Source organism: Rhodoferax sp. GW821-FHT07G04 (assembly GCF_059418585.1).
This window is the reverse complement of record NZ_JBWKQD010000001.1, coordinates 1,133,207-1,154,603: the sequence shown is the minus strand read 5'-3', so window position 1 is coordinate 1,154,603 and position 21,397 is coordinate 1,133,207. Positions and strand designations below refer to the sequence as shown.

General features: G+C 63.4%; 23 protein-coding genes. 15 read left to right on the top strand and 8 right to left on the bottom strand.

Going from position 1 to position 21,397, the window contains the following annotated elements; translation table 11 throughout:
• Positions 1 to 26: 26 nt before the first annotated feature.
• Positions 27 to 389: a VOC family protein gene (locus AC07OO_RS05325; protein WP_495081011.1), complete on the top strand. Its 363-nt coding sequence runs from the start codon at positions 27 to 29 to the stop codon at positions 387 to 389.
• A gap of 133 nt (positions 390 to 522) precedes the next feature.
• A complete protein-coding gene (locus AC07OO_RS05320) occupies positions 523 to 1,761 on the top strand; it encodes an erythromycin esterase family protein (RefSeq protein ID WP_495081010.1) in 1,239 nt (412 codons plus the stop codon).
• A gap of 12 nt (positions 1,762 to 1,773) precedes the next feature.
• Here AC07OO_RS05320 and mdtH read toward each other — a convergent pair whose 3' ends face one another.
• The gene (gene mdtH, locus AC07OO_RS05315) at positions 1,774 to 2,979 is read right to left on the bottom strand and encodes a multidrug efflux MFS transporter MdtH (protein ID WP_495081009.1); all 1,206 of its coding nucleotides are present in this window, start codon (positions 2,977 to 2,979) and stop codon (positions 1,774 to 1,776) included.
• Positions 2,980 to 3,154: 175 nt separating this feature from the next.
• Between mdtH and AC07OO_RS05310 the strand changes: the two genes are divergently transcribed.
• Entirely contained in the window at positions 3,155 to 4,042 is an 888-nt protein-coding gene (locus tag AC07OO_RS05310; protein ID WP_495081008.1) for a LysR family transcriptional regulator, read from the top strand.
• On the opposite strand, the gene AC07OO_RS05305 is transcribed toward AC07OO_RS05310, so the two are convergent.
• Positions 4,043 to 4,510, bottom strand: a complete 468-nt coding sequence (locus tag AC07OO_RS05305) for a MarR family winged helix-turn-helix transcriptional regulator (protein WP_495081007.1) — start codon at positions 4,508 to 4,510, stop codon at positions 4,043 to 4,045. It abuts the gene before it with no gap.
• Between the two features lie 39 nt (positions 4,511 to 4,549).
• Between AC07OO_RS05305 and AC07OO_RS05300 the strand changes: the two genes are divergently transcribed.
• A complete protein-coding gene (locus tag AC07OO_RS05300; protein WP_495081006.1) occupies positions 4,550 to 5,293 on the top strand; it encodes a siderophore-interacting protein in 744 nt (247 codons plus the stop codon).
• Here the strand turns inward: AC07OO_RS05300 and AC07OO_RS05295 are convergent, their stop codons facing one another.
• Positions 5,294 to 6,682: a serine hydrolase domain-containing protein gene (locus tag AC07OO_RS05295; protein ID WP_495081005.1), complete on the bottom strand. Its 1,389-nt coding sequence runs from the start codon at positions 6,680 to 6,682 to the stop codon at positions 5,294 to 5,296. It lies immediately after the preceding gene.
• A 383-nt stretch (positions 6,683 to 7,065) separates the two neighbouring features.
• Here AC07OO_RS05295 and AC07OO_RS05290 point away from each other — a divergent pair, with 383 nt between their 5' ends.
• Complete coding sequence (locus tag AC07OO_RS05290; RefSeq protein WP_495081004.1) at positions 7,066 to 8,226, top strand: glutathione S-transferase family protein; 1,161 nt, start codon at positions 7,066 to 7,068, stop codon at positions 8,224 to 8,226.
• 43 nt (positions 8,227 to 8,269) lie between these two features.
• Complete coding sequence (locus AC07OO_RS05285) at positions 8,270 to 8,857, top strand: chalcone isomerase family protein (RefSeq protein ID WP_495081003.1); 588 nt, start codon at positions 8,270 to 8,272, stop codon at positions 8,855 to 8,857.
• Between the two features lie 30 nt (positions 8,858 to 8,887).
• On the opposite strand, the gene AC07OO_RS05280 is transcribed toward AC07OO_RS05285, so the two are convergent.
• Entirely contained in the window at positions 8,888 to 9,787 is a 900-nt protein-coding gene (locus AC07OO_RS05280; protein WP_495081002.1) for a LysR family transcriptional regulator, read from the bottom strand.
• Positions 9,788 to 9,899: 112 nt separating this feature from the next.
• On the opposite strand from AC07OO_RS05280, the gene AC07OO_RS05275 reads away from it, so the two are divergent.
• The 3 genes from AC07OO_RS05275 to AC07OO_RS05265 all read left to right on the top strand — a co-directional run bounded on the left by AC07OO_RS05275 (position 9,900) and on the right by AC07OO_RS05265 (position 11,703).
• Positions 9,900 to 10,820: a DMT family transporter gene (locus AC07OO_RS05275; RefSeq protein WP_495081001.1), complete on the top strand. Its 921-nt coding sequence runs from the start codon at positions 9,900 to 9,902 to the stop codon at positions 10,818 to 10,820.
• Between the two features lie 80 nt (positions 10,821 to 10,900).
• The gene (locus AC07OO_RS05270; protein ID WP_495081000.1) at positions 10,901 to 11,434 is read left to right on the top strand and encodes a phenylacetic acid degradation protein; all 534 of its coding nucleotides are present in this window, start codon (positions 10,901 to 10,903) and stop codon (positions 11,432 to 11,434) included.
• A gap of 143 nt (positions 11,435 to 11,577) precedes the next feature.
• Positions 11,578 to 11,703, top strand: coding sequence for a hypothetical protein (locus tag AC07OO_RS05265; RefSeq protein WP_495080999.1), 126 nt, complete (start codon positions 11,578 to 11,580; stop codon positions 11,701 to 11,703).
• Positions 11,704 to 11,707: 4 nt separating this feature from the next.
• Here AC07OO_RS05265 and AC07OO_RS05260 read toward each other — a convergent pair whose 3' ends face one another.
• Positions 11,708 to 12,145: a universal stress protein gene (locus AC07OO_RS05260; protein ID WP_495080998.1), complete on the bottom strand. Its 438-nt coding sequence runs from the start codon at positions 12,143 to 12,145 to the stop codon at positions 11,708 to 11,710.
• Positions 12,146 to 12,304: 159 nt separating this feature from the next.
• Here AC07OO_RS05260 and AC07OO_RS05255 point away from each other — a divergent pair, with 159 nt between their 5' ends.
• The 4 genes from AC07OO_RS05255 to AC07OO_RS05240 all read left to right on the top strand — a co-directional run bounded on the left by AC07OO_RS05255 (position 12,305) and on the right by AC07OO_RS05240 (position 16,798).
• Complete coding sequence (locus tag AC07OO_RS05255; protein ID WP_495080997.1) at positions 12,305 to 13,387, top strand: patatin-like phospholipase family protein; 1,083 nt, start codon at positions 12,305 to 12,307, stop codon at positions 13,385 to 13,387.
• 82 nt (positions 13,388 to 13,469) lie between these two features.
• Entirely contained in the window at positions 13,470 to 14,357 is an 888-nt protein-coding gene (locus AC07OO_RS05250; protein ID WP_495080996.1) for an intradiol ring-cleavage dioxygenase, read from the top strand.
• 66 nt (positions 14,358 to 14,423) lie between these two features.
• The gene (locus AC07OO_RS05245; protein WP_495080995.1) at positions 14,424 to 16,091 is read left to right on the top strand and encodes an ATP-binding protein; all 1,668 of its coding nucleotides are present in this window, start codon (positions 14,424 to 14,426) and stop codon (positions 16,089 to 16,091) included.
• 2 nt (positions 16,092 to 16,093) lie between these two features.
• Positions 16,094 to 16,798, top strand: coding sequence for a response regulator (locus AC07OO_RS05240; protein WP_495080994.1), 705 nt, complete (start codon positions 16,094 to 16,096; stop codon positions 16,796 to 16,798).
• 42 nt (positions 16,799 to 16,840) lie between these two features.
• Here the strand turns inward: AC07OO_RS05240 and AC07OO_RS05235 are convergent, their stop codons facing one another.
• Together AC07OO_RS05235 and AC07OO_RS05230 are read right to left on the bottom strand one after the other, a co-directional pair.
• A complete protein-coding gene (locus AC07OO_RS05235; RefSeq protein WP_495080993.1) occupies positions 16,841 to 17,530 on the bottom strand; it encodes a hypothetical protein in 690 nt (229 codons plus the stop codon).
• 130 nt (positions 17,531 to 17,660) lie between these two features.
• Positions 17,661 to 19,145: an aminotransferase-like domain-containing protein gene (locus AC07OO_RS05230; protein WP_495080992.1), complete on the bottom strand. Its 1,485-nt coding sequence runs from the start codon at positions 19,143 to 19,145 to the stop codon at positions 17,661 to 17,663.
• Between the two features lie 5 nt (positions 19,146 to 19,150).
• On the opposite strand from AC07OO_RS05230, the gene AC07OO_RS05225 reads away from it, so the two are divergent.
• Together AC07OO_RS05225 and AC07OO_RS05220 are read left to right on the top strand one after the other, a co-directional pair.
• Entirely contained in the window at positions 19,151 to 19,723 is a 573-nt protein-coding gene (locus tag AC07OO_RS05225; protein WP_495080991.1) for a hypothetical protein, read from the top strand.
• Positions 19,724 to 19,974: 251 nt separating this feature from the next.
• Positions 19,975 to 20,655, top strand: coding sequence for a PEPxxWA-CTERM sorting domain-containing protein (locus tag AC07OO_RS05220; RefSeq protein ID WP_495080990.1), 681 nt, complete (start codon positions 19,975 to 19,977; stop codon positions 20,653 to 20,655).
• 75 nt (positions 20,656 to 20,730) lie between these two features.
• Here the strand turns inward: AC07OO_RS05220 and AC07OO_RS05215 are convergent, their stop codons facing one another.
• On the bottom strand, positions 20,731 to 21,384 hold the full coding sequence (locus tag AC07OO_RS05215) for a hypothetical protein (RefSeq protein WP_495080989.1): 654 nt from the start codon (positions 21,382 to 21,384) through the stop codon (positions 20,731 to 20,733).
• Between the last annotated feature and the right edge of the window lie 13 nt (positions 21,385 to 21,397).

The window sequence follows — 21,397 nt, the reverse complement described above, 5'->3', positions numbered from 1 at the left end:
CCAACACCACGAAGGGATCCCCCACCATGTTCGACCATATTGGATTGCGCGTGCAAGAGATGGCCACCAGCACCGCGTTCTACCGCCAACTACTGGCTCCACTCGGTTACGGCCTGGAATCTGAAGGCGAGGGCTATGCCGGCTTCGGCCCGAAGGGCGCACCGGCGCTGTGGCTGCACGCCAGCGGTGCGCAGGCCCGCTCCAGTGTGCATGTGGCCCTGCGGGCCGCGTCGCGCGAAGCCGTGCAGGCTTTCCACACCCAGGGGCTGGCGGCCGGCGCCAAGGACAACGGCGCCCCTGGCTTGCGCCCGGACTATGCGCCCAACTACTACGCAGCCTACCTGCTGGATGCCGATGGCAACAACATCGAAGCGGTGTTCTTCGACTGACGGTTTGTAGTTATTTTGAATTTTGGTCCTATTGTGGTAGGACCAAAATAAGAAAATCCCACCAAAATTGAACTTTCTACGGCGATACGCGTCATTGTGGTATCAATGTGGTTCTTTAAAAGGTGGAGTGACGATGAAAAAATGGAGACTTTGGGGGGCAACCCTGCTGGCCTGCGCTGCCCAATCTATCGCGCTGGCGGCGCCAGCAAGCGATCTGCCCATACGACCCTGGGCCGTGCGCAGCGTGGACCCGGCCCAGACCGACGACAGCGATCTCAAGGCCTTCGCCGCGGCCATTGGCGATGCGCGCGTGGTCGCATTGGGTGAGCAAACCCATGGCGGGCGCGAAGAGTTCTTGCTGAAGACGCGGCTGCTGAAGTACCTGCACGAAAAAATGGGCTTTGACGTGCTGCTGCTGGAGAGCGGCTTCTACGAGACGGGCCGCCTGGCCGCAGGGCAGGACCAAGGCCAGAAGATCGACGACATGGCGCCCGGCAATATCTTCTTCATGTACTCCAAGAGCGACGAAGGCCGCGGCATGCTGCGCTACCTGGACCAGCAAAAGGCGGCCGGCACGCCGCTGCTGCTCGCGGGTATCGACAGCCAGCACTCGGGCCAGTTGAGCCAGGATGAACTGGTGTCTGGGCTGGCCAAGTTCCTGCAAGGCCGCCACTCCAAGCTGGCCGAAGGTGCCGACTGGCAGAACTACAGCGCGCTGTCACAGACCCTGTTCAAGATGCAGCGCGAAGCGCCGGCGGCTGACAAGCAGGCGGCGTTCTACCGCCTGTCCGCATCCTTGCAAAAAGAACTGTGCGCAGACCGTGGTGACAACACGCGCTTTGGCGCGCAGTGGTGGTGCCAGATTGCGAAGAGCGTGGAATCCCAAGCCACCAGCTACTGGAGCGGCGGCAAAGACTACCAGCGCGACAACCAGATGGGCGCAAATGCCATCTGGCTGGCCGACCAATTGTTTGCCGGCAAGAAGGCCGTTGTCTGGGCCCACACCGTGCACGTAGGTCGCGGCTTTCAGCGCGGACCGCAGAACCTGCAGGCCGGCGAGGTCATGCACCGGCACTGGGGCCCGGCCTACAAGGTGGTGCAGTTCACCGGGGCCAAGGGCACGCTGCTGGACTTCATCACCATGCAGCCCTTGGACATTCCCGCCATACCTGCCGACAGCCTGGAGGCGCGTCTCAGCAAGGCGGGCCACAGGCTGACCGGTTTCACGGCGACGGCTCCGGTGGAGCTGCCGCAGTTCACGTATGAATACGCCTCGCATCCATTGGAAGTCGGCATGCAGGGCAAGCTGGGTGTGAACTGGGATGTGCTGTTCTTCATCGACACCATCCACCCGGTGCGCATGACGCGCTGACCGTGTGCGGTGTTAAGCGGTGCGCAGTTTGAGGCCTGTCCCGCTGCGGGCCGCAGAGAACTGCCAATACAACGCCAACCAGGTCACCATGCCCACCAGGGCCAGCACCAACCAGGGCAGGGCGGGCAGGTTCAGCGCACGCGCATGGTCCAGCAGCATGCCGCCACCGGTGTAGCCCACCAGCCCGCCAATGGCCAGGCCAAAGCGGCCCATGCCCATGTAGCTGGCCCGTGCCTGGGGCTGAGCAAACCGCGCCAGCAAGGCCTCGCGTGCGGGTTCGGCAATCAGCGACCCCACAAAGAACAGTGACAGCATCACAAAGGCCGCATGCAGGCTGTGCACCCAGGCCATTGCGGCAATGCTGACGGCCATCGTCAATACACCGGCCAGCACGCGGGTCTCCAGCCGCAGATAACGTTCGCCCCAACGCGCCAGCGGATACAGCAGCGTGAGGGACAACACCGCGTCCAGCGCATACATCCAACTCACAGCCTGCGCGGTGCCCGCCAGTTGCTTGATGGTCACCGGCAGCAACAGCATGATCTGCACACCCAACGCGTAGTAGCCGCTCAGTGTGAACACAAACACCAAGAACGCCCTGTCACTCAGCACCGTGCGCATCGCGGCCAGGGGCGCCGTGCGGGTGGATGCCACGCGGTAGGCGGGCAGTAGCCAGGCATTGGCCAAGGCCGCCAACACAAACGCAGCGCTGCCACCCATGGCCACCCAAAAGAAATCAAAGCCCAAGAGCCAAGTACCTAAGAGCGCGCCACCCATGGCAGCCGCACTGTCCTGCATCATCAGCAGGCTGTAGAAGCGGCTGCGTTCATGGCTGCGGGTCAGCTTGATGATCATGGCGCTGCGCGGCGGGTCAAACAGCATGCCGCCCAGGCCGGATAGCAAGCACGAAAACACCAGCACACCCGGGTGGTGGGCCACACCCATCACCGCAAAGCCCGCCGCGCGCAACAGCATGCCGGCCACGATCAGGGGCTTGGCACCATAGCGATCGGCCAATGAGCCGCCCACCAAACCCAAACCTTGCTGCACCATCTGGCGCAGGCCCAGGGCCAGGCCCACCGCCGCGGCAGCCCAGCCCATCTGGTCCACAAAATGCAAGCTGATCAGTGGGAAGACGAGGAAGAAACCGGCAACCACCAGCAGGTTGTCGAGCATGATGAAGCGACGCCCCAGCGTTCGCGCGCGTTGTGCAGCCATGTTGTCCCAAAAAGTATTGCCCCCACGCTCCGCCGCTACGCGGGTCGCTGCCCCCCGAGGGGGCCATCGTCGCCTTGGGGCGGCCCTGCGGCGACTGCGTGAAAGATCCCATTCTGGGGTGTTGGCAGTTATTATGGAAGTCGCTAACTCGTAATACTTGCTATAGATTTTTCTTATGTCTCTCAGCGTTGATGATTTGCAGCTCTTGGTCGATATCGTGGACTGCGGCAGCTTCAGCCAGGCGGCCGCGCGTCGGCGGTGGTCGCAGCCCCAGGTAAGCCAGCGGGTGAGTCAGTTGGAGGCCGATATCGGCGCGCAACTGTTCCAGCGCCACCGCCGCGGCGCTTTGCCTACTGCCGCCTGCGATGCCTTTCTGCCCGCCGCCAAAGAAGCCATCGCAGTGCTAGACCAGGGCCGCAAAGCCATACAGCGCACGCCGCCCTTGCCCCTGGTCACGCTGGCCTGCTTGCCGTCATTGGCCTCGGTGGTGTTTGGCCCCATCCTCGTGGCTTTGGCCCAGGCGCCGATGGAGATACGCTGCCGCACCGACCATTCGCCCGCCATCATGGAAGAGCTGCTGACCGGCAAATCACAACTGGGTTTTGTGCTGAAGTGCCCACCCATGGCGGGCATCCAGATGGAACGCATCTGGCGCTCGCGCATTGTGGCCGTGGTGCACCGCAGCCACCGGCTGGCGCGCTCAAAGCCCAAGACGCTGGCTGCTATTGCCAATGAGCAGTTGGCCCCCCAGTCGTGGGGTGATGGCTGCTACCAGTTGATCGATTTGCTGCGCGGCCTGCGCACCGTGCCCGGCCCCATCCACACCGTGCAGCCTGCCAGCGCGGCGCGCGAGATGGCGCTGGAGCACGGCTTTTTGACCTTCATGCCCGAGGTCGCCGTCAAGCGCGAACTGCGCGAAGGCCGTCTCGTCAAGCTGGATTTGCAAGACCTGCCCGTGTCGGAGTGGGAGGTCATGGTGGCCTGGCGCAGTGGCAAGCGCATGGATGCCAGCAAGCAGCGCGTACTGGACACGGTGCGGGCCATGGCGGCCGACTGGGCGTAGTCAGTCCTTCGCCAGGTTCTGGCTCACCCGCAGCAGCAACTGGGTCAACTGCTCGCGCTCCGTGGCGTTCATACCGGCCACTGCTGTGGCATTGAGCCGCTTGCCCTGCTGCTGCAAGGCACGTCGCACGGCTTGTCCTGCATCGGTCAGTGACAGGCGCGTGTTGCGCCGGTCATCGGGGTCGGGTTCGCCCTCCAGCAGGCCCCGGTCGCGCAAGCCCTTGATCAAGCGCGCTAACTGCGCCTTGTCACGCCCGCTGTGCTGTGCCAGATCGCTCTGCGTGGCGCCGGGGTTGCGGCCGAAGTAGCCCAGCACCTTGCTGTCCATATGCGTGATGTCGTGCGGCCCGTCGCGCAGCACGCGGAACTGCTGCGCGCGGTACTGGTGCATCACATGGTGAACGATCTCCAGCACGCCTTCATCACTCGCGTTTGCGGGTTGGTTGACATTATCAACTGATGTGCGCATAATTAAAAGACATTATCAACTATTGACCAAAAAACGAGCATGAGCACTCCTACTATTGCTGTCAGCCGCGTGCAACGCGTGCGCCACGAAATCAAACGCCGCGACCTGCAGGTCGTCCGCGTCGCATCCATCAGCCCCCATTTCAAGAGCGTCACCTTTGCCGGTGAATCTCTGGCCGACTTCAACAGCGCGTCCTTCGACGACCACATCAAGCTGCTGCTGGATGTGGGCGACGCCGAGCCCGTGCGCCGTGACTATACGCCGCGCCACTTCGACGCCCGTGCCGGTGAGCTGACGCTGGAGTTTGCACTGCATGGCGACGGCCCTGCCGCGCAATGGGCTGCTGGGGCCCAGCCCGGCCACCGCGCCACCATCGCCGGCCCGCGCGGCTCCCTCATCATCCCGGTGGATTACGACTGGCACCTGCTGGTGGGCGACGACACCGCCATGCCCGCCATTGCCCGCAGGCTGGAAGAACTACCGCCCGGCAGCCGCGTGATGGCTGTCTTGCACATGCCCGATGCGACCGACCGCCGCAGCTTCAAGACCGCCGCCGCACTCAGCCTGCAATGGGTAAACACTACGCAGGAGCTGCTGGACGCCGTGCGCAAGCTGGCCCTGCCCAGCGGCGAGGGCTATGCCTGGTGTGCGGGCGAGGCCGCGGCGATGGCCGCGCTGCGCAAGATACTGGTCGACGAGAAAGGCCATGACCGCCACGCCATCCGCGCTGCGGCCTATTGGAAGCAGGGCGCGGTGGCGCACCACGAGAACCTCGAAGACTGATCAGTCGGCGCGCGGGAATGCGGCCATGGGCGCACGGTCCACGTTGTAGCGCGTCACCGCCGCGGCCTTGCCGTCGCGCAGGTCAAAGTGCAGTCGGGCATCCGGGTCTTCGTCAAAGTAGAACTCTTCGTCCGACAACGCCGACAGCGGGCTGGGTGTGGCGCCGGGCACGTCACTGACGATGCGGCCCTCGTCGTCCAGCCGAATCGTTCGCTCGCGGCCATCCAGCGCGTAGCGGCCCAGCACGGCCCGGGTTTGCGCGGTCGTCAGCGCTATGGGCTTCAGCACCTGGGGTGCTTGCCCCAGCGCCAATTGCACCAGGCGTTTGGCAATGGGGTCCAGCCGGGCCTCTTCGCCGTTGTGGAGCACGGCCACATACAGGTCGTCCGTAGGCAGGTAAACCGTCTCGGAATGGAAGCCGGGTATGTCGCCATTGCTTTGGATGTAGGGCTGGCCGTTCATGGTGTGGGGCCGCGTGCCATAGCCGTAGTGCGTGTCGCTGCCATCCGCCACGCGGTAGGCCGTCGTCATCGTGCGCAGGCTGGCGCTGGAGACTACCTGGCCGGCGTACAAGGCCTTGTTCCAGCGCGCCAGATCCGCCGTGGTGGACCGGTGCGCACCCGCCGCGAACCCCAGGCTGGGGCTGAAATACGGCACCGGTGACGGGCCTTCACCATAGCCGGTGGCCAGACCGGGCACGACACCGGTGTACGACAGACCCGTGGTGTGCGCCATGCCCAGCGGCCCAAAGAACTGCTCTTGCAAATACGCATCAAACGGCTTGCCGCTTTGGCGCTCCACCACCAAGCCCAGCAGACTGTAGTTGATGGACGCATAGCGGAACTGCGTGCCAGGCGCTGACAGCAGCGGCTTGCCAGCCGCGACCGACAGCAACTGCTCGGGTGTGAAGTCCTCCCGCACGCGCGCCCGGAACGCCGCATCGTCATACAGATTGCCCAGCCCCGAGGTGTGGGTCAGCAAGTTCTCGATGCTGACCGTGCTCCAGGCCGCAGGTGCTTGTGGCAGGTAGCGGGTCACGGGTGCCTTCACATCCAGCGCACCCTGTTCCGCCAGCTTGAGGATGGCGGCCGCGGTGAACTGCTTGCTGACACTGGCAATGGCCAGTACCGTGTCCGTGCGCATGGGCACCTGCAACTCCACCTGGGCCAGGCCGTAGGCTTTGTTGAACAGCGTCTTGCCGTGCGGGACAACCAGCACCGCTGCGCCGGGGCGATCGGGCTTGAACACGGTCTGCAGGTAATGGTCTATCGCGGCTGCGGGGGCGGGTGTAGCGGGGGTGGCGGCACTGACGGCGCTGCTCGCGATTGCAAGCAGCATGCCGGCCCACAGCGGGGCGCGTCGGGTCCAAAGCGGGTAGGTGTGTGTCATGGCGGCGTGTAGGGGTGTTGTGTAGCGGGAGGCAACAAAGCCCCGCAGTATCCAAAGCCCGCCGCGCGGCCACCACCGCCATGCGACGAACTGCGGCAATGGCGGCACCAGCCGTTAAGCAGGGTCGATATACCCATAACGGGTTTGTTGGAGGCTGATTTTCTACCTTACGAGAGAAAACTGCCGGTAGCCCTCGTGGAATGGATGTATCGCGCTATCAATTTGGTAGTTGCTGCTGTGGAAGCCCCTGTTCTGCGCTGTCACCACCTTTCAAAAGTCCCGATTCCCCTGGCTTCAGCTTTCATGCTATATTGCACAAACAATACATATGTGTATGTTTTGAGGTGAAGTAACTGTGGATGCCAGTGTGAGGAGACCAGCGCATGCAGGATGAACTGTTCGAGGTGACGCCGGCACCGACACCGGAGCAGGCCCTGCGCGTGCATGGGCTGGACTTTTCGTATTTCACCGGCAAGCTCGAAGCCTATTTGCGCGCCAAGGGCCTGCCCTATGCGCTGGTCGCCATGGACAGCCGCGCCTTTGCGCGCTGCGCTCGCATCACCGGTGTGGCGCAGATGCCGCAGCTCGAATGTGCCGACGGCCGCTGGCTGACCGACACCACGCCCATCATCGCCCACTTCGAAGCCCAACGCATAGGCCCGCAGATCTACCCGGACGACCCGGCCACCTGCTTTGTGGCCCACCTGCTGGAGGACTTTGGCGACGAGTGGCTGTGGCCGACCGCCATGTACTACCGCTGGGCATTCGCGCCCGATGCCCGCCTGCTGGGCGACCGGCTGGCGCGCGGCATGCTGGGCGATGTGTGGTTGCCGGTGCTGCTGCGCCGCTGGTTCATCCAATGGCGCCAGCGCCACCTATTCATGACTCGCGAAGGCGTGACCCGCGCCAATGCCGCAGCCGTGGAGGCGGTATACATCCAGGTGCTGGGGGCCATGGAGTGCGCGCTGGCGGACAACAAGCCTTTTGTGATGGGCGATCGCCCCACGCAGGCGGACTTTGGGCTCTTCGGCTCCATGTTTCGCCACTTCTCCAGCGACCCCACGCCTGCGCGCATCCTTCGCGGCAGGGCGCCTGCCGTGCATGCATGGGTAGCGCGGATGTGGAATTTGCAGGCCGCCCGCCTGCAGGCCTGCGCGCTGCCAAACACGGTGTCGGCGGGGCTGTATCCGTTGCTGGCCATGGCCTGTGCGCAATACCTGCCCTACCTGGAGCGCAACGCCGCTGCCGTGCATGCCGGGCAGCGCACGGTCAGCTGGCAGTGCAATGGCAAGGCCTTCTCGGCGCCGGTCCACCCTTACCGGGCCTGGTGCTTACAGCAACTGCAGGCACGCCACCAGGCCTTGCCCGCAAGCGCGCAGGCGCAGGTGCGGCAGTGGCTGCTGGCCTGCAGCCCATCCCACGGCGCAGCGGCGGTCGACCTGCTGTGCAGGCCGGCCCTGCGTGGCGTGGCCGTGCCGCCGGCCTTGTCTGTCGCCACCGCGCAGGCCATGCGGCCGGTCAACAGCCGCTGGGCGACGTCCTGAACCCTGATTGCCCCACAACCCCAACTGCACTGGAGAGACACCTATGAACCTGAGAACACAGGCCGCCATCGCGCTGGCCAGCGGCATGCTGTCGCTGGCTTGCATGGCCGCACCGTCCGAACTGGCCGGCGTCAAGATCCCGGAGACCACCGAGGTGGCGGGCAGCAAGCTCGTGCTCAATGGCGCCGGCGTGCGCTACAAGTCCATCTTCAAGGTCACGGTGATTGCGCTGTACCTGGGCAAAAAGGTGGCCACGCCGGAAGAGGTCTACGCGGCCCCCGGCCCCAAGCGCGTCAGCATCACGCTCTTGCGCGATGTGGACGGCGCCGAGATCGGCAAGACTTTCAGCCGGGGCCTGGGCGACAACACCAGCAAGAGCCAGATGTCGCAACTGGTGCCGGGCCTGATCAAGTTGGGCAGCATGCTGTCGGGGCAAAAGAAGTATCTGGCCGGTGAGAGCCTGTCCATCGACTGGATACCCGGCGTGGGCACCACACTGACCAGCCGCGGCAAGGTACTGGACGAGGTCTTCAAGGAGCCCGAATTCTTCAACGGCATTCTCAGCATCTGGCTGGGCCCCACGCCCGCCGACTGGCGCCTGAAGGATGCCATGCTGGGCGTTCAGTCCTAGTAGCCCCCGTCCAATATGCTTGGTGTGCTATCACAAAGATAGCGATTGGTTTTCAACCAGGTAGTCGATCAAGGCCCGGGTCTTCTGCGGCAGATGCGGCCCCGGCATGTAGACCGCGTGCACGCTGCCGCTGTAGGGCTCGGCAAAGTCCCAGTCTGGCAGCACCTGCACCACATGCCCGGCTGTCAGCGCAGCGTGGGCGCTGAAGTCGGGCACCAGACCGATGCCGGCATCGGCCTCCACCATGGCGAGGATGGCCGCACTGTTATTGACCTGGGCGCGCGTGGCCACGCGGACCAGCACCGTCTCAGCCCCGTGGCGCAGCGTCCAGCTGTCACCAAAGGCGCCGTAGCCCAGGTAGATGCAGGCATGGCGGGGCAGGTCCTGCGGGCTTTCCGGCGTGCCCTGCCGTGCCAGGTAGTCGGGACTGGCCACCAGCACATAGCGCATGGGGCACAGCGTGCGCGCCGCCAAGCCGGGGCTCAGTTCGCGGGCGATGCGGATCGCCAGGTCCACGCCTTCGTCCACCAAGTCCACGGTGCGGTCCACCAGGCTCAGGTTGATGGACACATCCGGGTAGCGGGTCAGAAAGCCGGGCAGGCGCGGCGCCAGCCACACCTGGCCGAACACCACCGGGGCCGTCACGCGGACCAGGCCATTGGGCCGCGCGCTGTAGCTGCCTGCCAGTGTGTGCACCTCACGCGCCGTGCTGAGCATGCGTGCACAGGCCGCATAGACCTGCTCACCGAGTTCGGTGGGCTTGAGCGAGCGCGTGGTGCGCACCAGCAGGCGCCCACCCAGATGCGCCTCCAAGCGGCTCACATGGCGGCTGACGGCCGAGGTGGTCAAGCGCAACTGACGCGCCGCCGCGCTGAAGCCGGCGCTCTCTACCACCCGCACGAACACCGCCATTTCGTTGAGCATTTCCATAGGGCTGGTCCTGTCTCTATTGTTGAATCTAAAGCAATAGCTATTTGAAAATATGCATGATTGTGTGACTAAAAGCATTGAATCACACTACTCTCACGAATGGAGGTGTGGCATGAGCAACATGGGACCGGTGGAAAAGCAACACAGCGGCGGCGCCTGGCGCATGGCAGCCGCCATGGGTTTGTCGGGCACGATAGGCCTGTTCGTGGTCGCCAGCGGGCAAAGTGCGCTGACCGTGGTGTGGTTTCGCTGCCTGATCGGCGCCATCGCCTTGCTGGCGTGGCTGGCTTGGCAAGGCGCCTGGCGGCCTTTGGTGGGCAGGGCCTGGGGTTGGCTGCTGCTGGGCGCGGTTGCGCTGATCGTGAACTGGTTGTTTCTGTTCAGCGCATACCGGCTCAGCGGCATCGCGGTGTCTACCGTGGTCTACCACGTGCAGCCCTTCTTTCTGATCGTGCTGGCGGCGCTGGTGCAGCGCGAGGCGCCAGACTGGCACAAGATCCCGTGGCTGCTGGTGGCGCTGGCCGGCGTGGCGCTCACCGCCGGTGTGCACTTTGGCGGCGGTGGCAGCCAGATGCAACTGCTCAGTGGCATTGCGTTGGCGCTGGGCGCGGCCCTGCTGTACGCCGTGGCCACGCTGGCGACGCGCAAGCTGAGCGGCATTGCACCAGCGCAGATCGCGGGCCTGCAACTGCTGCTGGGGGCCGGCCTGCTGTTGCCCTGGGTTGGCTTCTCGGCCGATGCATTAGCCTGGAAAGCTTGGGCCGCCTTGCTGACGCTGGGCTTGGTGCACACAGGGCTGATGTACAACCTGATGTATGCCGCCTTTCAGCGCCTGTCTGCGGGCCGCATTGCTGCGCTGTCTTACATCTACCCGCTGGTGGCCATTGCTGTGGATGTGGCGGTATTTGATCTGTCTCTGACGGTGCTCCAGGTGGCTGGCATGGTGCTGATCCTGCTGGCGGTGGTGGCCCACCAGTGTGGCTGGCGCTTCCCGCTGCTGCCCGCGCGCCAGCCAGTGCCCCATGCGCGGTAGCGACCGGAGCCGTCGCCCAAGCCCTGCCAGACCGGGCAGGTAAAATCCGCCCCAAATTCTTCAACGAAGGGGGCGTCCGCATGGGACTTTTGCTTGAGCTATTAGGCCTGGTACTCGCAATCACCGTCGCCCTGGGCGCACTCAAGCGCAACGGCGTGGACATTGGCTGGCTCAACCCCTTCACGTTCTTCCACCGCCTGCGTTGGAAGCAAAAGTCCACCATCCCCCCGCTGTATGCACTGGACCACCCGGTCGACGTGGTGGGTGTGCTGGCCCTGGCCGCGGTGCAGACCTCGGGCGTGGTCACCAGCAAGCAAAAGGAAGGCGTCTTGGCGCTGTTGTGCCAGCACATGAGCATGAACGCGGCTGAGGCCAATAATCTGTGGATTCTGAGCAGCCACCTGCTGCGCCACCGTGCACTCGACGCGCGCGAGGTGCCCGCGGTGCTGGAGAAGTCTGCCGAGAAGTTCAGCGACTACCACCAGCAGACGCTGATGACCATCGTCAAGGCCGCCATCGCCCTGGAGCCGCCCGAGAACGCCGCGCAACGTGAACTGGTCGACGCCATCGAAGCCTTCTTCGGCAAGCGCAAGGCAGCTCCGGCGACCTGGTAAGCAGGTGCCCTGGGTGGGTGAAACTACCCAAATCGGGGTTATTGGCTGAACATACCTATAAAAATGGCAGATAGCCCTCGCCATATATAGACTTGGTGCTATAAAAAGCAGAGCGCCCGCAAAACATAATCAGGAAATTTTTCATGTCGGAACTGTCACTGCCCATGCCCTTGGGCCTGGCTCCCACCTTGAGCCTCGACGAAGGCCACCGTTGGGACGGCTTTGCCAACACCCAACCGGCCCCCGCCAACGCCTTGTCGGTCGCCTAGCCTCCTATCGAAACACCAAAACAGGTATCTTGGTGTGGGTCAGCACCTTGTGCGTCTCGCCCCCCATCACCAGGCCGCGCACGCCGCGCCGCCCGTGTGAGGCCATGAAGATCACATCGCAGTGTTGGTCTTGTGCGGTGTTGATGATTTCTTCGTACGGTTGCTCGCTGACGCAATGCACCAGCGCACACTCCACACCGGCCTGGTCGGCCGCGCTCTTCAGCACACTGAGCTTGCGTGCGGCCAGGGTCTTGGAGTCTTCGGCATAGCGCTCCATCCATTCGGCGACCATCGTGGCCTCCAGTGCGAAAAAATTAAAGGGCATGGTGACGGTCACACCGGTGATCTTGGCGTTGATCTCCTTGGCAAAGCTGACACCATTGCTAATGGCCAGATTGCAGAGTTCTGAGCCGTCGGTGGGGATCAGAATGTGCTTGAACATGGCAGACTCCCGGTGCTGGAGGGCACGCTTCCATTATGGTGAGCCGCACTGGCAAATACAAGCAAGAACCAGCAAGGCACAGAGCTTGCAATACGAGGCGGTGATACTGTGTTCCATCACGCGCCGCCCCGGGCGCAGCGCAGCCAAGGAGTCCTCCGCATGCCTGATCGTCTCTCTGCCATGCCCTCACCGGTGCCTGGTCATTCATGGTTGGCCCGGCTGTATGGCGCACCGCCGCCACCGCCGCGGATCAACCTGGCGCTGCAAGGCGGTGGCGCGCATGGGGCCTTTACCTGGGGTGTGCTGGATGCGCTGCTGGACCACACCGGCCTGGCATTTGAAGGCATCAGCGGCAGCAGCGCAGGCGCCATGAATGCCGTGGCCTTTGCCCATGGCTGGATGCAGGACGGGCCAGCCGGTGCGCGCCAGGGCTTGTCCGCCTTTTGGGACGAGGTGGGCCGCCAGATGCCCTGGCAGGCGCTGACCCAGGGTGAGGGGGAGTCCATCAGCCTGTCGCCCACCACGCGCATGCTGGCGCATTGGGCGGGGCACTTCTCGCCGTCGCAACTCAACCCCTTTGCACTGAACCCGCTGCGCGAACTGCTGCTGCGCCAGATCGACTTTGAGCGCTTGCGGCGGCACTCTCCATTCAAGCTGTTTATTGCCGCCACTCAGGCCAACACCGGCAAACTGCGGGTGTTTCGCGAGAGTGAGCTGACGGTGGATGTGCTGCTGGCATCGGCCTGCCTGCCCAAGATCCACCACCCGGTGGAGATCGATGGTGAACCCTATTGGGACGGCGGCTACTGCGCCAACCCGGCTGTGTTCCCGCTGTTCTACGACTGCGTGGCGCGGGATGTGCTGTTGGTGCTGTTGAGCCCGCTCAAGCACGAGGGCACACCGCACAGCGTGCAGGAAATTGAGGCCCGCATCACCGAGCTGGCCTTCAGCGCCCACTTCATGCGCGAGATGCGGATGTTCGCGCAGGCCACCGCGTTTGCGGGGCGTGGCTGGTGGAGCGGGGGCCCGCTGGAGCGCCGCTTACGCAGCATGCACTTCCATATGGTGGACTCCAGCCAGGTGAGTACGCTGCAGCGGGCCGAGACGCGGCTGCTGGCCCATGCCCCCTTTTTAGAGCTGCTGAAAGAGCAAGGCCGTCAGCGTGCAGGCCTGTGGTTGGCGGCGCACGGGGCCGACATTGGTCAGCGCTCGACCATCGATCTGCAGCAACTCTTCCTATAAAAAAGCCCTACGCACCGGTCTACCAGATTTCTCCCACATTGCATTGCACACTGGCGCCAACCCCAACCGCCAGGAGCATGCAATGAACCCAACCAACAACCCTCTGCCCGACACCCACCTTGCCCGTGATCTCGATGCCTGGATCCAACAACAATCCGACCGGCGCCGCGCCCTGCGCTGGCTGGGCATGGGCGCCTTGTCGCCGCTGGCGCTGGCCGCATGCGGCGGCGCGGGCGATGCCGCAGCAGGCACGTCCAGCACCGGCACCAGCACAACGACGACTACGACCACGACCACCACTACAACGCCCACCGCAAGTTGTTCGGTGATACCCAGCGAAACCAATGGCCCCTACCCCGGTGACGGCACCAACAGCAATGCCAGCGGTGTCGCCAATGCGCTGTTGCTGTCGGGCATCGTGCGGCGCGACATCCGCTCCAGCATCGTCACCAGCAACAACACGGCCACCGGTGTGCCGCTGACGGTCACGCTGACACTGGTGAACACTAAAAACAGTTGCGCATCGCTGGCAGGCTACGCGGTCTACTTGTGGCACTGTGACCGCGTGGGCCTGTACTCCATGTACTCCACCGGCGTCACCAACGAGAACTACCTGCGCGGCGTGCAGATCACCGACAGCAATGGCCAGGTCACGTTCACGACCATCTTTCCCGGTTGCTATTCCGGACGCATGCCCCACATCCATTTCGAGGTCTATGCCAGCCAGGCGGCAGCCACGTCCAACCCGGCCGGCGACGCGGTGCGCACCTCGCAGCTGGCCTTTCCCAATGCGGTGTGCAATGCGGTCTACGCCAGCAGCGGCTACAGTGCCAGCATCAACAATTTCGCGGCCATCAGCTTCGCCACCGACAACGTGTTCAGCGACGGCTACAGCACGCAGTTGGCCTCGGTCACTGGTGACACCAGCAATGGCTACGTGGCCGCACTGCAGGTGGGCATTGCGGCCTAGCGCGTGAAGCACGGCCCAGCACATGTAGCGTGGGAGGCTGCCGCGCCTGTCTTACCATTGGGCACCATGCCGCCGTTCACTGTTGCCGATGCCACCGCTCCTGCGCGATCCGCGTGGCGACCCCGGCTGACGCTGGCGCGCAAGCTGTTCCTGGCTCTGGCGGGGCTGTTGCTGGCCTTGCTGCTGACCTTTGTGGCGCTCTCCCGGCTGGGCCTGCAGCGCAGCCTGGGTGACTATGTGGCCGAGATCGAGCTATCGCGCATGGACTGGCTGGCCACGCGCCTGGAGCAGGCCTATGCCCAATCGGGTAATTGGCAATTCCTGGAGCAAAACCCCCAGGCCTGGTTCAGCCTGCAAATGCCCGATGGCCGGATGGACACCGCGCCACCGCCGCGCTCACCCAACCAGGAGCAGCGGCCTTTGGGGCCGCCGCGAGACCATGGCCCCGGCCCTGGTGGCCCTGGCGGCCCTGGCGGTCCAGAAGGCCCGGGAGGTGGCATGCAGGCCCAGTTGGATTTGCTGCCGCAGCGCTACGCACCTCCACCCCCGCCCGATGCGCCCAACGACCCGCGCGCGCGGCGTGACTCGGTCTATGCCCGCATGGCCCTGCTGGACCCGCAGACGCTCAAAGTCCTGGCGGGCAACCCTGTGGACAGCGCTACGACGGCGAAGCGCCCGGTCATGCATGGGCAGACGGTGGTGGCCTACTTGGCCATCGCCCCCTTGGCCAGCACGCAGACCGACGCGGGGCGGGCCTTCATCGCACAGCAGTCCACATTTGTCGTGGTGTCGGGCCTGGTGGGCTTGGCCCTGGCCCTGTTGATCTCGTGGCAGCTCACGCGGCGCTGGCTGGCCCCCGTCCATGCGCTGGTGGATGGCGCCAAGTCCGTGGCCCAAGGCCAGCTCAGTACGCGCGTACGGGTGCAGGGCGATGACGAGTTGGCCACGCTGACCCATACCTTCAACACCATGACCCAGCAACTGGGGGACAACCAGGCGCGGCACCAGCGCTGGCTGGCCGATGTGGCGCACGAATTGCGCACGCCGCTGGCTGCCATGCGGGCCGAGATCGAGGCGGTGCAAGACGGGGTGCGCCCCTTCACGCCGCCTACGGCCGAACGCCTGCACCGCCAGGTGGAGCGCTTGGGCCAATTGGTGGAGGACCTGCGTCTGAGCATGCAGGATGGCGAGCCGCAGGCCGCGGCCACGCTGCAGGATGGTGTGCGCCCGCTGGATGGCCTGCTGGAAGCCCTACGCCTGATGGAGAGCCGCTTCCAGCAGGCGGGCCTGCAGTTGGACCCGGCGCCGCTGATCCAACTGGCGCAGCAGACCCACTGGAGCATGCGGGCGGACCCCGCGCGCCTGCACCAGGTCTTTGTGAACCTGCTGGAGAACAGCCTGCAGTACACGCAGGGGGGCGGTTGCCTGCAGATCAATGCGGCCCTGCAGCCCGCTGCGCCCAACGCCCCAAACCCACCGCAGTTGCTGCTGCGCTTTGACGATTCCGCGCCCGCGCCAGCGGCCAGTGATCTGCCCCATTTGTTCGAGCGCCTCTACCGGGGCGAGAGTTCGCGCGACCGCAAACACGGTGGCTCGGGCCTGGGCCTGGCCATTTGCCAGACCATTGTGCAGGCCCATGGCGGTAGCATCACGGCGGCGTTGTCGCCACTGGGCGGCCTGCGCATCAGCCTGGTGCTGCCTCTGTCGCCCGACATGCCGCCTGAGCGTGGTTGAACATGGGCACCTCCACAGCACTTCCCATATTGGTCGTAGAAGATGAGCCGGACATTGCGTCGGTATTGGTGGACTACTTGCGCCACGAAGGCTTTGCCCCCCAGCATGTGGACAACGGTGCAGAGGCCCTGGACAGCATCCTGCGCCAACCGCCTGCGCTGGTGCTGCTGGACGTGATGCTGCCCGGCCGCGACGGCCTGAGTGTCTTGCAGGCCGTGCGCCAGCACTCGCAGGTGCCCATCATCATGCTGACCGCCCGCGTGGAAGAGGTAGACCGTTTGCTAGGCCTCAACCTGGGGGCCGACGACTACATCTGCAAGCCCTTTTCGCCGCGCGAGGTCATGGCCCGTGTGCGCACCGTACTGCGCCGGGTCGCGCCACCGGCGGCAGCTGGTGTCAGCGTACCCAGCGCCTTGGTGTTGGACCGCGAGAACCGCAGTGCCAGCCTGCTGGGCCAACCGCTGCAATTGACGGCCAAGGAGTACGAGCTGCTGCGCGCATTGGCTATCCAGCCCGGGCGCGTGCTCGCCCGCAGCCAGTTGCTCGATAGCGTCTACAGCGACGACCTGGACGCCAACCAGCGTGCCATCGACAGCCACATCAAGAACCTGCGCCGCAAGTGCGCCGCCATTGACCCGGACCACGAATGGATACGTTCGGTCTATGGCGTGGGCTTTGTGTTGGAGGACAAGTCCGGGGCTGTTTGACGCCAGTTGTTCGCCGGATGGCCTAGTTCAGTTGCAAGGACCCTAGTGGGTTTCCCACCAAGCCTGGGCCTTGGCCTTGTCGAAGGCTGGCAAGATGGCCTTGGTGATCTTTACACCGGCAAGCGCGGGGAATTTTGCTCTGAATTGGGCCTCGTCCTTTTCGAAGTCGTCTGTGATGGCTATGTCGAAGGTCCCGCCCGAGGCACCGCCGACCGCCTGGTCTATCAGCGGAATGGTTGGGCCAGCCTTGAATTCTTCGCCTTGACGCTCACGCACGGTGGCGTTGACATGTCCGAGGTAGTAGATACCGGATTCTTTTACCGCAAGCTCAGCGTGAAGGGGCGCAAAGTACACGGCGTTGATAGGGAAGGAACTGGCCATGCTGGTCAGTCCACGAATCTCGTACTTGCCGGGGTCAAGTTCGAGCCGAATGAAGTAATTGTTTCCCGTTTCGGGCTTACCCGTTTCTGCCTTGGCCTTTTCGTCCATGACAAAGTTCAAGCGATCGGAGGACTCCTTGGCGTCCGGCTTTTCCACATTGACGACCAGGAGCTTGGGTTGGTAGGAAGTCCTGTAGAGATTCTTGACCGTGGCGGTCATCAAATAGACTGGCTTGCTCTTTTCCGTCCATTTGACGTCATCGCTTTCGAAAGCCATCTTGGTGCGGGTTGCACAGCCTGTGAGCAGCACCATAGCTGCCAAAAAAACCAGTGAGAGAACTCTTCCGACCATACCTCAATCCTTTGTGTTTCGTTCAGTGAACGCCGTCGCATTGCAGAATGCATCCGCGAACCGGCGGCCGGGGAATATACCCCAGCATCACCCCAGGAGTGCTGCATAACGATGGCTTTGCGGGCTGCTGCTAGGCCTCTTCTTTAAGCAGGTCCGTGACGATCTGCCCCAGCCGCCGCAGGCCTTGCTCCACATCGTGCTGGTGCGGCCAGCCGCAGTTGACCCGCAGGTAGGGATCAAAGCGCAGGCTGTTGGAAAACATCTGGCCAGGCGTCACCAGAATCTGCTGCTGCAAGGCGGCGTCGAATACGCGCCGGCTCGACAGTTTTTGCGGTAGCTCCACCCACAGCGACAAGCCGCCGTCGGGCACATTGAGGCGCGTGCCCTCGGGGAAATGGTTGGCAATGGCCTGTGCCGTCTTTTCGCGCTGCACAGAAAGGGTACCACGCAGGCGGCGCAGGTGGCGGTCGTAGGCGGGCGAGGCCATGTAGTCGGCCACCGCCAGTTGCGACAACTCTTCGTTGCTGCGGGTCTGTGTGAACTTGAGCATCTCCACCCGTGCCTGCCAGCGGCCAGGCGCCATCCAGCCTATGCGGATACCGGGCGCCAGGATCTTGTGCAGCGAGGCGCAGTAGATGACATTGCCAGTGCTGTCCCACGACTTCACGGCGCGCAACGGCGTGTCGCCCCGCGTGCTCTCGTTGACCAGCTCGCTGTAGGTGTCGTCCTCAACCAGAGCGACACCGTGGCGTTCGCACAATTGCACCAGACCCTGCTTGTGGGTGTCCGGCATGATGCTGCCCAAGGGGTTCTGCAGATGGGGAACCACGACCACGGCCTTGATGTTGTCGTAGGTCTGCATGGCCATCTCCAAGGCATCCAGCGAGATGCCGGTCTGCGGGCTGGTCGGTATCTCCAGCGCGCGCAAGCCTAAAGACTCCAACACCTGCAGCAGCCCGTAGAACGTGGGGGATTCGACCGCGATGGTGTCGCCGGGCTGGGCCACGGCGCGCAGCGCGAGATTCAGCGCCTCGATGCAGCCATTGGTGATCTGCACTTCGTCGGGCGACAGTTTCATGCCTATGCCCAGCGCCCGCTTGGCCAGCACCGCACGGAACTCCGCATTGCCGCGTGGCGAAGAAGCTGACGTCAGCAGCGTGGGCCGCTTGCGCAACACCCGCATCGTGGCTAGCCGCAAGGCCTCGCTGGGGTAGAGCTCTGGGGCGCAACGGGCTACAGCCAGATTGGTCTTGACCATGTGCAGGCGACCGCGGGCGATGAAGTCTGACACCCTGCCGTGTATGCCCACGTACTGCGCCGGGTCGGGCCGTATGTCCATGCGCGGTTCGCTGACCTTGGCCAGCGTGGTGCGCAGCGGCTGGCGCACAAAGTAGCCCGAGCGCGGCCGGGCCTCCAGCCAACCTTGGTCTTCCAAGTGACGGCTCAATTGCATGGCGGTGGACAGGCTGACATCGTGCTGGCGCATCAGACTGCGCAGCGAGGGCATGCGGTCACCGACTGCCAATGAGCCGGCCTGTATGGCGCTGCGGTAGTGCGCGGCGAGGCGCTGGTAAATGGGCAGGGCTTCGGTAGAGGGTGGAGAAAGCGTGTCCATGGCCAATGGTCTTTGATCTGTTGTCGGCAGAACAGATACAGATTTGTGAAAAGCGTACCGTAACAGATGGCGTTGGACGCATCTGTTCTGCGAAAGACTGGGCAGGGCTGTGCCTGTTGCATGAACCCTGCTTTTCTTACGATTTCTCCATGTCCCCGACCTCTGGGTCTGGACCTTTTGAACCTATCCAAAAGGAGGATGGAGTAATGGAAAAGTCTGTTGCAAGCGGGATACCCGGCCCCTTGAGCCTTGGCCGGGGGCAGTCGCACTTCATGTACCTGCCGCGTGGTGCGGTGCTGCGGGTGGCGCAGGGCGGGGTGGCGGTGGTACAGCACCTCAACCTGGACCACACGGTTTTGCAGGTGCGCGCCGTGGTGCCACAGGGTGGTGTGCACAGCGTACAGGTGGCTGGTTGGGTTGAGATCGTTGCGCAGTTCGACAGCGGGATGTGGCTGCAGGCGCCGGTCACTATGCTGCATTGGCCTGGTCGCGAGCGTGGTCGGGTTGCGCTTTGGAAATGGGTTGTAGATACCCTATTTGGGTTCTTTGAACGCCGAAGCCCCATTGCTCGTGGATGAAAGTTCCTGTAGCCCTCGTGAAATATACGTTGTTGGCTACAAAAATAATAGCGATTGTTAAAACATTGACCGCGGCAAACGGGGCGCGGAATGAATGTACCGCCGCAGGATCATGAGAAAGTCCGTCCCGTTTGGTGTGGACATGCGAAAGACGCAATCGAACACGCCTGCAGACTAGTCCGATCGGACTATTGAGCCAATGGGGTTTGATAGTAACAATCAAGCCCAGTATCCACGCTCAAAACACTCTTATGAAAAACTTTCCAAAATTAACAGCGATCTCTCTGGCCTTGGCATTTGTGGGCGCGGCACAGGCGGCGCCTGTTACGTATTTGGCTGCGGACAACAATGTGTCCTCGCTCAGCCAAATGGCCAACTCGAACGCCGCTGCCGGGTCGTTCCTCTCGGTCGCTGGTAATCTGAATACCGTCGATTTTGAATCCGGCGTGCCCGCCAACCTATCCATTTCTGGTGGCTCCATTACGAACAACTCGGGTTGCGGGGCCCTGTGCGGGTTCAATACCACTGCGGGCGGTGGATTTTTCGTGAGCGTTTTTGGCGGCTCGGTGACTTTTAACTTCACCAATCCGGTCGATGCCTTTGGATTCTTCGTCAATGGCCTTCAGACCAATCTGGTGCCTCAGCAGACTATCGTTTACACGAATGGCTCGTCTGTAAGTCAGACCATCAACATGCCTTCGGCGATCGGTGGTGGTGGCGCATTTGTCGGCTTTATCGACTATGGTCAGTTGATATCCAGCGTGACGTTCAATGCCACAAACGACATTCTTGCATTCGATGACCTGCGTTTCGGTCGGTCGGCAACCAACCCTACGACACCCGTGCCCGAACCAGAGACCTACGCCATGATGCTGGCCGGTCTTGGATTGCTGGGAGCCGTTGCTCGCCGTCGCAAAAACAAGCAAGCCTGATTCCGTTTAGCGCAAGCTACGCAGCACCTTCGGGTGCTGTTTTATTTTGCGCATCAGAAACCCTGGATATCACATTCATCCAATCCGTGGCGGATTGAACTTTTCGTGCAAAAACTGTGAATGGCTCAAGAAGGCCTGGGCGTCCTGCGTGGCCAGGTCTTCGCTGAGTTGGGCCACCTTGCGCGTCAGGTCGTCCAGCGTGGCGTTGAAGGTTTCTTGCGCGGTCTGTCCGTTGTCCAGGCGCTTGCTCATCGCAAACTGCTGGGGGATGGACATATAGGTCTTCAGTGCGTCGGGCAGGTAGCTCAGCGCGATGTGGCGCGCGTGGAAGCCTTCTTCCAATGACAACTGGCCCTTGCTGCGTTCCCATTGGTCCAGCAGGCCGTTCAGTTGCTTGCACAGGTCCAGCACCTTGGTCTGCAGGCTGGCGGGCAGGCGGTTTTGCGGGTTGTAGTCCACTAGTTGGCGCACTGCATTCAGGGCGGTGAGCATACTGGTGCGTGCATCACCTGCGTCTTCAAACTCCAGCGCGTCCCAGGGGTTACCTGACCACTTGGGAAAGCCGAACCACATGCCGCCCACACCAAAGCCCGCCGCATAGCCCAGCGCCGCCAGGGCGCCTGCGCCCACCTGGGTCAGGCCCAGGCCACTGAGCACCAGCGCCAGCGTGGCTAAGCCCACGCCGCCCCAGTTGGCGGGGGATTGCAAGAAATTACCAATCTTGTTCATGTGAAGAGGGTGA

Coding starts and splice junctions, on each gene's coding strand:
- AC07OO_RS05325 (WP_495081011.1), top strand. CDS start 27: ATGTTCGACCATATTGGATTGCGCGTGCAAGAGATGGCCACCAGCACC.
- AC07OO_RS05320 (WP_495081010.1), top strand. CDS start 523: ATGAAAAAATGGAGACTTTGGGGGGCAACCCTGCTGGCCTGCGCTGCC.
- mdtH (WP_495081009.1), bottom strand. CDS start 2,979: ATGGCTGCACAACGCGCGCGAACGCTGGGGCGTCGCTTCATCATGCTC.
- AC07OO_RS05310 (WP_495081008.1), top strand. CDS start 3,155: ATGTCTCTCAGCGTTGATGATTTGCAGCTCTTGGTCGATATCGTGGAC.
- AC07OO_RS05305 (WP_495081007.1), bottom strand. CDS start 4,510: ATGCGCACATCAGTTGATAATGTCAACCAACCCGCAAACGCGAGTGAT.
- AC07OO_RS05300 (WP_495081006.1), top strand. CDS start 4,550: ATGAGCACTCCTACTATTGCTGTCAGCCGCGTGCAACGCGTGCGCCAC.
- AC07OO_RS05295 (WP_495081005.1), bottom strand. CDS start 6,682: ATGACACACACCTACCCGCTTTGGACCCGACGCGCCCCGCTGTGGGCC.
- AC07OO_RS05290 (WP_495081004.1), top strand. CDS start 7,066: ATGCAGGATGAACTGTTCGAGGTGACGCCGGCACCGACACCGGAGCAG.
- AC07OO_RS05285 (WP_495081003.1), top strand. CDS start 8,270: ATGAACCTGAGAACACAGGCCGCCATCGCGCTGGCCAGCGGCATGCTG.
- AC07OO_RS05280 (WP_495081002.1), bottom strand. CDS start 9,787: ATGGAAATGCTCAACGAAATGGCGGTGTTCGTGCGGGTGGTAGAGAGC.
- AC07OO_RS05275 (WP_495081001.1), top strand. CDS start 9,900: ATGAGCAACATGGGACCGGTGGAAAAGCAACACAGCGGCGGCGCCTGG.
- AC07OO_RS05270 (WP_495081000.1), top strand. CDS start 10,901: ATGGGACTTTTGCTTGAGCTATTAGGCCTGGTACTCGCAATCACCGTC.
- AC07OO_RS05265 (WP_495080999.1), top strand. CDS start 11,578: ATGTCGGAACTGTCACTGCCCATGCCCTTGGGCCTGGCTCCCACCTTG.
- AC07OO_RS05260 (WP_495080998.1), bottom strand. CDS start 12,145: ATGTTCAAGCACATTCTGATCCCCACCGACGGCTCAGAACTCTGCAAT.
- AC07OO_RS05255 (WP_495080997.1), top strand. CDS start 12,305: ATGCCTGATCGTCTCTCTGCCATGCCCTCACCGGTGCCTGGTCATTCA.
- AC07OO_RS05250 (WP_495080996.1), top strand. CDS start 13,470: ATGAACCCAACCAACAACCCTCTGCCCGACACCCACCTTGCCCGTGAT.
- AC07OO_RS05245 (WP_495080995.1), top strand. CDS start 14,424: ATGCCGCCGTTCACTGTTGCCGATGCCACCGCTCCTGCGCGATCCGCG.
- AC07OO_RS05240 (WP_495080994.1), top strand. CDS start 16,094: ATGGGCACCTCCACAGCACTTCCCATATTGGTCGTAGAAGATGAGCCG.
- AC07OO_RS05235 (WP_495080993.1), bottom strand. CDS start 17,530: ATGGTCGGAAGAGTTCTCTCACTGGTTTTTTTGGCAGCTATGGTGCTG.
- AC07OO_RS05230 (WP_495080992.1), bottom strand. CDS start 19,145: ATGGACACGCTTTCTCCACCCTCTACCGAAGCCCTGCCCATTTACCAG.
- AC07OO_RS05225 (WP_495080991.1), top strand. CDS start 19,151: ATGGTCTTTGATCTGTTGTCGGCAGAACAGATACAGATTTGTGAAAAG.
- AC07OO_RS05220 (WP_495080990.1), top strand. CDS start 19,975: ATGAAAAACTTTCCAAAATTAACAGCGATCTCTCTGGCCTTGGCATTT.
- AC07OO_RS05215 (WP_495080989.1), bottom strand. CDS start 21,384: ATGAACAAGATTGGTAATTTCTTGCAATCCCCCGCCAACTGGGGCGGC.